Below are 8,524 nucleotides of genomic sequence, written 5' to 3' on the forward strand. Positions count from 1 at the left end.
CGACGGTGCGTTGCACACGTTGACGCTGCGCGCAGTGTTGACGAACAGGAAGTCATCGATCAGCAACCCGCTCCCACAGAGACCGCACAAACCCATGGCCTGCGGTGTACCTGTGGGAGCGGGTTCACCCGCGAAGAGGCCGGTACAGGAAAACTCACACAGTCTTGGCAATACGCCCGGCCAGCAGCGCCCACCCCAGCAGCAGCACACAAACGATGGCCAGCGGCCACGAGCGCCATTGCAGGTACGGCGTCAGTTGCTGCATCGGCACCACCTCGCCATACAGCACCGCCTGCTGAAACTGCGGCACCTGCGTGGTAATGCGGCCAAACGGGTCGATCAGCGCGGTGACGCCGTTGTTGGTGGCGCGGATCATCCAGCGGCCGGCTTCAAGGGCGCGCATCTGCGCCATCTGCAGGTGCTGCAACGGGCCGATCGAGGTGCCGAACCAGGTGTCGTTGCTGATGGTCAGCAGCAGGTCGCTGCGCGCTGCCAGGCCGGCTGCGAATTCGGGGTAGACCACTTCGTAGCAGATATACGGCGCGATCTGATAGCCCTTGGCCTGCAGCAACGGCTGGTCTTCCGGCCCGCGGGCGAAGTCCGACATGGGCAGGTTGAAGAACTCGATGGCACCCCGCAGCATGTCTTGCAGCGGCACGTATTCGCCAAACGGCACCAGTTTCTGCTTGAGGTAAGTACCATCGCCCTCGCCGGTAACGGTAATGCCGTTGTAGTAGCGGCGCTGGTGGTGCACCACTTCACGCACCGGCACGCCGGTGATCAGCGCCGAATGCCGCTCGGCGGCGAACCGGCCCATCACGTCGATGTAGCCCTGGGCCTGGTCCTTCAGCACCGGCACTGCGGTTTCCGGCCAGATCAGCAGGTCGACCGGCCTGGAGCTGAAGCTCAGGTCACGGTACAGCGCCAGCTGCGCGTCAATGTGCGCCGGGTCCCATTTGACTTCCTGCTCGACGTTACCCTGGATAGCCGCAACCTTGAGAGGGTCGCCAGCCGGCTTGGTCCAGGCATGGCCCTTGAGCGCCAGGCCCAGTACCCAAGGCGCCAGCAGCAACAGGCAGCCGACAGCCAGAAACGACGGGCGGGCGCGCAGGCGATGCAGGTTGCACAGCAGGGCGGCGGTGAGGGCCAGGGTGAAGGACACCAGCCATACGCCACCCAGCGGCGCCAGGCCGGCCAGCGGGCCATCCAGCTGGCTGTAGCCGGCATAAAGCCAGGGGAAACCGGTCAGGAACCAGCCGCGGAACGCCTCTTGCAGCAGCCACAGGGCGGCGAAGCACAGGGCATCGGCCAATGGCGCTTCGTTGCGCCGCAGCCAGCGTGCCCACAACCAGGTCGGCAGGGCGAAAAACCACGCCAGGGCTGCGAAGAACGCCAGCAACAGCAGGATTGCCAGCAGCGGCGAGGCACCGCCGTAGGTGTTCATGCTGACGTAGATCCACCAGGTGCCGGCGCCATACAGGCCGAAGCCGAACCACCAGCCACGCCACATGGCCTGGCGCGGGCTGAGCTCGCGCAGGCCAAGGTAGAGCATGGCAATCGACAAGATGGCCAGCGGCCAGATATCGAATGGCGCCAGGGCCAGGAGGGTGGAAGCGCCGGCCGCCAAGGCCAGCAGGTTACCGGGCCAGCCGGGGCGGGTGAGCCAACGCATGTTTGTCCTTAACGGGTAATCGGGGTCAGGCGCAGCAAGTGTATCCGCCGGCTGTCGGCGTTGAGAATACGGAACTTGTACGAACCGATCTCGGTGGTTTCGTTGCGCTTGGGCAGGTGGCCGAAGGCGCTCATCACCAGGCCGCCGACCGTGTCGAACTCATCATCGGAGAACTCGCTGTCGAAGAACTCGTTGAAGTTGTCGATCGGGGTCAGTGCCTTGACCAGGAAGTCACCGCTTGGCAGCGGCTTGATGTAGCTGTCTTCCTCGACGTCGTGCTCGTCCTCGATATCACCGACGATCTGCTCGAGCACGTCCTCGATGGTGACCAGGCCGGCCACACCGCCATATTCGTCGATGACGATGGCCATGTGGTTATGGTTGGCACGGAACTCGCGCAGCAGCACGTTCAGGCGCTTGGACTCGGGCACGAAGGTGGCCGGGCGCAGCAGGTCCTTGATGTTGAAGCTGTCGCCGTTTTCCTTGAGGATCAGCGGCAGCAGGTCCTTGGCGAGCAGGATGCCGAGCACATCGTCGTGGCTTTCGCCGATGACCGGGTAGCGCGAGTGCGCGGCCTCGATCACTGCCGGCAGGAATTCGCGCGGCGACTGGCTGGCCTTGATGCTGATCATCTGCGAGCGCGGCACCATGATGTCGCGCACCTGCAGGTCGGCCACCTGTATGGCGCCTTCGACAATGGTCAGCGCTTCGCTGTCCAGCAGTTTGTTCTGATGGGCTTCGCGCAGCAGCTCAAGGAGCTCCTGGCGGTTTTTCGGCTCATGGGCAAAAGCCTGGGTCAGTTTACCCAGCCAGGACTTTTGCCCGTTGCTCGATCGATCTTCGCTCATGGCGGTTCTCGTGATCCTTCGTGTATCAGTGTGTGAGTGAGTCGGTTTCATCGTCGGCGTACGGGTCGGGGTGACCCAGTTCTGCCAGCAATTCCCGTTCCAGGCTTTCCATTTCCTCGGCTTCGTCATCGTCGATGTGGTCGTAGCCAAGCAGGTGCAGGCAACCGTGGATGACCAGGTGCGCCCAGTGCGCCTCCAGTGACTTGCCTTGTTCAGCGGCTTCGCGCTCGACCACCGGCACGCAGATCACCAGGTCGCCCAGCAGCGGGATATCGAGCAGCTCGTCGGGCACGTCGGCCGGGAACGACAGCACATTGGTCGCGTAGTCCTTGTGCCGCCAGGTATGGTTCAGCTCGCGGCCCTCGGGTTCGTCGACCAGGCGAATGGTCATTTCCGAGTCGGCGCTGCGCTGGCGCAGGGCCAGTTCGCACCAGCGGCGGAAGGCGGTGTCATCCGGGGCGGCAGCATCCGTGGCCCGTTGCAGGTCAAGTTCAAGCATCTTTGCCGGGCGCCTCGGGGTTGGCCTGGCGACTTTCGAAGCGGTCATAGGCCTCGACAATGCGCTGCACCAGTGGGTGACGAACCACATCTTTGGGTTGGAAGTGGGTAAAGCTGATCCCCGGAACGTCCTTCAGCACTTCGATGACGTGCGCCAGGCCCGACTTGGTACCACGTGGCAGGTCGACCTGGGTGATGTCGCCGGTAATGACGGCGGTAGAGCCGAAGCCGATCCGGGTGAGGAACATCTTCATCTGTTCCAGCGTGGTGTTCTGGCTTTCGTCGAGGATGATGAAGCTGTTGTTCAGGGTGCGGCCACGCATGTAGGCCAGCGGGGCAATCTCGATCACCTGGCGTTCGATCAGTTTGGCCACGTGCTCGAAGCCGAGCATTTCGTACAGGGCGTCGTACAGCGGGCGCAGGTACGGGTCGATCTTCTGGGCCAGGTCGCCGGGCAGGAAGCCGAGCTTTTCACCCGCCTCGACCGCCGGGCGCACCAGCAGGATACGGCGCACTTGCTCGCGCTCCAGCGCATCCACGGCGCAGGCAACGGCCAGGTAGGTCTTGCCGGTACCGGCCGGGCCGACGCCGAAGTTGATGTCGTTTCCGAGGATTTCCTTCACGTAGCGCTGCTGGTTGAGCCCGCGCGGGCGGATATTGCCCTTGCGCGTACGCAGCGACACGCTGACCTCGTTGACGGCCGGGTTGTCGATGTTCTCGACGGCCGACTCCTGAAGGTACAGATGGACCGTTTCCGGCGACAGGTCGGTGGCCTTGGTCTCGCGGTAGAGACGGCGCAGCAGCTGTTCGGCTGCGGAGGTGGTCTTGGGTTCGCCGATCAGTTCGAACTGATTGCCGCGGTTGCGGATCTCGATGGCCAGGCGTTGCTCGATCAGGCGCAGGTGCTCGTCGAACTGGCCGCACAAGTTGGCGAAACGGTGGGCCTCGAAAGGTTCGAGGATGAAACGATGGGGTTGTATGGGTGCGTTCAAGGTCGTTTTTAGCCGCTCGACGGCGATGGAGTTGATCTCAAGAATAACCCTTGAATGGCAGTGGCGAAAGCACTGAAACGTTCAACGGTATGTACTGCCTGTTCCGACCTCTTCGCGGGTGAACCCGCTCCCACAGGTACTGCGCCGTTTTCAAGGCCGGTGGAGAACCTGTGGGAGCGGGTTCACCCGCGAAGAGGCCGGCACTGCTATGATGCGCTCCTTTTCTTACGCATGTGTTATCCCGCCAGACATGAGCAAACGCGAACCTGCCATCTATAAAGTGATCTTCCTCAACCAGGGGCAGGTCTTCGAGATGTATGCCAAGCAGATCTACCAGAGCGACCTGTGGGGCTTTCTGGAAATCGAGGAGTTCGTCTTCGGCGAGCGCTCGCAACTGGTGGTAGACCCGAGCGAGGAAAAGCTCAAGAACCAGTTCGAGGGGGTGATCCGCAGCTTCGTGCCGATGCACTCGATCGTGCGCATCGATGAAGTGGAGCGCTTGGGCACGGCAAAGATCAGCGAGGCCAAGGGCGGCGGCAATGTGATGCCGTTCCCGATGCCGATGCCGGAAAAATAACCCTCAGGGGAGTGGCGAGAACGGCGTGCGGCCTTCGGCGTTCTGCAGTTCCAGCAGGTACTTGCGGAAGATCTGGCCGAGCACCTGGGTAGCATGCTCCAGCTCGTCGCGGGGCATTTGCTCGGTCACTTCGTCGGCCATGTCCAGAGCATCTTCGGCGCCGTTCACCGCCGCCATCTTCAGCAGGATGTAGGCCTGCACGTTGTTGGCCTTGACCCCTTCGCCGTGGAAGAACATCGCCCCCAGGCGGTATTGCGCCTGGGCGTGCCCCTGCAGCGAGGCCTTCTGGAACCAGTCCAGCGCCTTGTTCAGGTTTTTTGGCGTTTGCGTGTAGTAGAACTCGCCCAGTTCGAACTGCGCCTGGGCATCCCCCGTCGTCGCCGTCTGCTCGCAGGCCTTGAGGGCGTTTGCCAGGTCTTCAGGCTGAACATTCAAGGTGCAGCGGCCCGTTGCCGGAATCAGCAAAGAGTTACCGCCCTCCGCCAGGGCCAGCAGGGGCTGAAGAAGCAACAGGCAGCCCAGTGTCAGGGCGCGGCCGGTGCGGTTCATGGGGATCGACTTACCTCTGCAAAGCTGCGGCCAATGTCTCTGGTGGCACATTATGGGATAAGCAGCGCCAACCTTACAAAGTTTTACTCGAATTTCTGCTTGGTTGGGGAAGTCAGCTGATTGTGCATGAATAATTATTGCCTGTACCGGCCTCTTCGCGGGTAAACCCGCTCCCACAAGTTACACCACATAAGCTGTGGGAGCGGGTTCACCCGCGAAGAGGCTGGTGCAGGCTAACCATCACTTCAGGGCAGCAAAAGCCTTTTCCGCCGCATCCAGGGTGATCTGCAGCTCTTTGTCACCATGGGCAATGGAAGTGAAGCCCGCCTCGAACGCGCTCGGCGCCAGGTACACGCCACCGTCAAGCATCAGGTGGAAGAAGCGCTTGAAGCGGTCGGCATCGCTGGCCATCACGTCTTCGAAGGTGACGATATCGTCGGCACCGCTGAAATACAGGCCGAACATGGCGCCCGCCTGGGTGGTGACGAACGGCACACCAGCGGCATCGGCGCGCTGTTGCAGGCCGTCGAGCATGCGGCTGGTGTAGTCGGTCAGCTCGGCGTGGAAGCCCGGGCGGCTGATCAGCCTGAGTGTAGTGAGGCCTGCGGCCATGGCCAGCGGGTTGCCCGACAAAGTGCCCGCCTGGTAGACCGGGCCTAGCGGGGCGATGCAGCCCATGATTTCGCGCTTGCCACCGAAGCAGCCGACCGGCATGCCGCCGCCGACGATCTTGCCGAAGGTCGACAGGTCGGGCTTGATGCCGTAGTGGCCCTGGGCGCCGCCGAGCGAGACACGGAAACCGGTCATCACTTCGTCGAAGATCAGCACCACGCCATGCTTGTCGCACTGTTCGCGCAGCCCCTCAAGGAAGCCTGGCGCCGGTGGTACGCAGTTCATGTTGCCGGCCACTGGCTCGACAATGATGCAGGCCACGCTCTGGCCGACGTCGGCCAGGGTCTTCTCGACTGCAGCGATGTCGTTGAACGGCAGGGTCAGGGTGTGCTTGGCGAAGTCCGCCGGCACGCCCGCAGAGCTCGGCACACCCTGGGTCAGCAGGCCGGAACCGGCTTTTACCAGCAGGCTGTCGGAGTGACCGTGGTAGCAACCTTCGAACTTGATGATGGCGTCGCGGCCCGTGTAGCCACGGGCCAGACGGATGGCGCTCATGGTGGCTTCGGTGCCCGAGCTGACCATGCGGACCATTTCCATTGAAGGCACGATCGAGCAGACCAGGTCGGCCATTTCGGTTTCCATGGCGGTCGGCGCGCCGTAGGACAGGCCGTGCTCCAGCTGCCTGCGTACCGAATCGAGCACCTCGGGGTGGCCGTGGCCGAGGATCATCGGGCCCCAGGAGCCCACGTAGTCGACGTAGCGCTTGTCGTCCTCGTCAACGACGTAGGCGCCTTCGGCATGCTTGAAGAACAGCGGCGTGCCGCCGACGCTCTTGAAAGCGCGGACCGGCGAGTTGACGCCACCGGGGATGTGCTTCTGGGCTTGGGCGAACAGGGCTTCGGAACGGGACATGGAAGGTTCTCTCGAATCAGGATGCGAACAAGGCATTGAAGGCGCGGGCGCGGCGGGTGACTTCCTGCGCGCTGTCGGCACCGAACAGGCCGTGGATCACCGCCAGCAGGTCGGCGCCGTGGGCGACCAGCGGGGCGGCGTTGTCGAGGGTGATGCCGCCGATCACCGCGATCGGCAGTTTCACCTGGGCGCGCGCCTGCTCCAGCAGTTCGACGTTGGCAGCAGGGGCGCCCGGCTTGGTGACGGAATTGAAGAAGCGGCCGAAGGCCACATAGCTGGCGCCTTCGCTGGCGGCCTGAGCGGCCAGGTCGAGGCTTGCGTGGCAGGTGGAGCCGATGATCGCCTGGCGGCCGAGCAGGGCGCGGGCCGGGGTCAGCGGGCCGTCGGTTTGCCCCAGGTGCACGCCGACGCCCATGCGCGCGGCCAGTTCGGCGTCATCGTTGATGAGCAGCTGGGTGCCATAGCGCTCGCAGAGCTTCATCAGCCCTTCGGCTTCGCGCAGGCGGCGCGCCGCGTCGTCACTTTTGTCGCGGTACTGCAGCAGGCACACGCCGCCTTCCAGGGCCGCCTCGACATGGGACAGGAAACGGCCGGCGAGCAGCTGGCTGTCGGTGATGGCATACAGACCGCGTAGCGTCATTGAAGGCCTCGAATCAGGAACAGTAATCCAGGGGCAGGCGGCGCGGCACGAACTGGCCCTTGCCCAGCTGCTCGGCGTCACGCAGGGTGCGCCAGGTGTAGTCCAGGGCAGTGCGCACAGCGCTTTGCAATTGCTCGCCGAGTGCCAGGCGGCCGGCCAGGGCGCTGGCCAGGGTGCAGCCCGAACCATGGTAGCTGCCAGGCAGGCGCTGGCAGGTCCAGGTGTACTGCTGGCCGTCCTGGGTGTACAGGCGGTTGTGAATTTCGTGCTCTTCGCCGTGACCACCGGTAATCAGCAGGTGTCTACAGAACCGCAGGAGTTTTTCAGCACACTCGTCAGCCGTGCCGTCTGGCAGTTCGGCGAGGATGCGCGCTTCTGGCAGGTTGGGCGTGGCGATGGTCGCCAGCGGCAGCAGGCGTTCGCGCAGGGCGTAGCCCACTTCGTCCTTGCCCAGCCGGCCACCACCACCGGCACGCAACACCGGGTCGCAGACCAGCGGCAGGTGCGGGTGGGCGGCCAGCAGTTCGGCGACGGTGTCGACCATGTCGATCGAGCCGAGCATGCCCAGCTTGACGGCGGCCACCGTGGAGTCGGCCAGTACGGCGTTGGCCTGGGCCAGCACCCACTCGCGGTCGAGCACACGGAAGTCGGAAACGTTGACGGTATCCTGCACGGTCAGGGCGGTCACTGCAGGCGCAGCATGACAGCCTTGGGCGATCAGGGCTTCGATATCTGCCTGCAGGCCGGCGCCGCCACTTGGGTCGTGGCCGGAGAGACAGAGGACAACGGGGCGGGAGCTGTAGGTATTCATGGTCGGCGAGCTTACCACCAAACCTGTTTGGACGGATCGTCCTACAAATGAGTTTTGCTGATCAATCGGTCAGATTTATTTTTGATTTTCTTCTGAAAGTATTGTTCTAGAGCCTTTTCATTGTTTTTTGATATGGTCGATTGCCAGGTTGCGAAGCTATGCTAGAGTGCTCGGATAACTCGACAAACGGGTTCTGCCGGATCACGTCGTCTCAAACGGATGGGAGGCAACCGCGACGCGACCGGACAGGCCATGCTGGGGCTGTATGCGCTATTTGCTGATTGTGCTTCTGGGCTTGCTGCCCGTGCTGGCCGGAGCGGTCGATTTCGACAACGCTACCCGGCACCTTCCGTTGGGCAAGGCGCTGCAGGTCTATGAAGACCTCGACGGCAGTGCCAGCATCGCCCAGGTCA

The 8,524-nt window shown here is 63.3% G+C and carries 9 protein-coding genes; 1 reads left to right on the forward strand and 8 read right to left on the reverse strand.

What is annotated here, in order from left to right; translation table 11 throughout:
* Nucleotides 1-154: 154 nt before the first annotated feature.
* The 4 genes from lnt to HP547_RS24475 are packed head-to-tail and all read right to left on the reverse strand — an operon-like array spanning nt 155 to nt 4,010.
* Complete coding sequence (lnt, locus tag HP547_RS24460) at nt 155-1,672, reverse strand: apolipoprotein N-acyltransferase (RefSeq protein ID WP_172287929.1); 1,518 nt, start codon at nt 1,670-1,672, stop codon at nt 155-157.
* 8 nt (nt 1,673-1,680) lie between these two features.
* The gene (locus tag HP547_RS24465; protein ID WP_172228182.1) at nt 1,681-2,520 is read right to left on the reverse strand and encodes an HlyC/CorC family transporter; all 840 of its coding nucleotides are present in this window, start codon (nt 2,518-2,520) and stop codon (nt 1,681-1,683) included.
* Nucleotides 2,521-2,545: 25 nt separating this feature from the next.
* The gene (ybeY, locus tag HP547_RS24470) at nt 2,546-3,019 is read right to left on the reverse strand and encodes an rRNA maturation RNase YbeY (RefSeq protein ID WP_172287932.1); all 474 of its coding nucleotides are present in this window, start codon (nt 3,017-3,019) and stop codon (nt 2,546-2,548) included.
* Complete coding sequence (locus tag HP547_RS24475; protein ID WP_172228178.1) at nt 3,012-4,010, reverse strand: PhoH family protein; 999 nt, start codon at nt 4,008-4,010, stop codon at nt 3,012-3,014. The genes ybeY and HP547_RS24475 overlap by 8 nt, the downstream gene beginning before the upstream one ends.
* 250 nt (nt 4,011-4,260) lie before the next feature.
* Between HP547_RS24475 and HP547_RS24480 the strand changes: the two genes are divergently transcribed.
* Nucleotides 4,261-4,587, forward strand: a complete 327-nt coding sequence (locus HP547_RS24480; RefSeq protein WP_041167902.1) for a DUF1820 family protein — start codon at nt 4,261-4,263, stop codon at nt 4,585-4,587.
* 3 nt (nt 4,588-4,590) lie between these two features.
* Here HP547_RS24480 and HP547_RS24485 read toward each other — a convergent pair whose 3' ends face one another.
* The 4 genes from HP547_RS24485 to HP547_RS24500 form a co-directional block, all read right to left on the reverse strand.
* On the reverse strand, nt 4,591-5,136 hold the full coding sequence (locus HP547_RS24485; RefSeq protein WP_172228176.1) for a tetratricopeptide repeat protein: 546 nt from the start codon (nt 5,134-5,136) through the stop codon (nt 4,591-4,593).
* Nucleotides 5,137-5,376: 240 nt separating this feature from the next.
* Nucleotides 5,377-6,660, reverse strand: a complete 1,284-nt coding sequence (gene hemL, locus HP547_RS24490) for a glutamate-1-semialdehyde 2,1-aminomutase (RefSeq protein WP_172228174.1) — start codon at nt 6,658-6,660, stop codon at nt 5,377-5,379.
* A 16-nt stretch (nt 6,661-6,676) separates the two neighbouring features.
* Nucleotides 6,677-7,300, reverse strand: a complete 624-nt coding sequence (gene thiE, locus HP547_RS24495) for a thiamine phosphate synthase (protein ID WP_172287935.1) — start codon at nt 7,298-7,300, stop codon at nt 6,677-6,679.
* A 13-nt stretch (nt 7,301-7,313) separates the two neighbouring features.
* A complete protein-coding gene (locus HP547_RS24500; protein ID WP_172228170.1) occupies nt 7,314-8,111 on the reverse strand; it encodes a hydroxymethylpyrimidine/phosphomethylpyrimidine kinase in 798 nt (265 codons plus the stop codon).
* Nucleotides 8,112-8,524 lie beyond the last annotated feature (413 nt).

This window comes from Pseudomonas sp. CM27, from assembly GCF_013179515.1.
In the GTDB taxonomy this organism is placed as follows: domain Bacteria; phylum Pseudomonadota; class Gammaproteobacteria; order Pseudomonadales; family Pseudomonadaceae; genus Aquipseudomonas.

What these genes read in the sequence shown, in the direction of transcription:
- lnt (WP_172287929.1), bottom strand. Translation starts at nt 1,672, where the DNA reads ATGCGTTGGCTCACCCGCCCCGGCTGGCCCGGTAACCTGCTGGCCTTG.
- ybeY (WP_172287932.1), bottom strand. Translation starts at nt 3,019, where the DNA reads ATGCTTGAACTTGACCTGCAACGGGCCACGGATGCTGCCGCCCCGGAT.
- thiE (WP_172287935.1), bottom strand. Translation starts at nt 7,300, where the DNA reads ATGACGCTACGCGGTCTGTATGCCATCACCGACAGCCAGCTGCTCGCC.
- hemL (WP_172228174.1), bottom strand. Translation starts at nt 6,660, where the DNA reads ATGTCCCGTTCCGAAGCCCTGTTCGCCCAAGCCCAGAAGCACATCCCC.
- HP547_RS24465 (WP_172228182.1), bottom strand. Translation starts at nt 2,520, where the DNA reads ATGAGCGAAGATCGATCGAGCAACGGGCAAAAGTCCTGGCTGGGTAAA.
- HP547_RS24500 (WP_172228170.1), bottom strand. Translation starts at nt 8,111, where the DNA reads ATGAATACCTACAGCTCCCGCCCCGTTGTCCTCTGTCTCTCCGGCCAC.
- HP547_RS24485 (WP_172228176.1), bottom strand. Translation starts at nt 5,136, where the DNA reads ATGAACCGCACCGGCCGCGCCCTGACACTGGGCTGCCTGTTGCTTCTT.
- HP547_RS24480 (WP_041167902.1), top strand. Translation starts at nt 4,261, where the DNA reads ATGAGCAAACGCGAACCTGCCATCTATAAAGTGATCTTCCTCAACCAG.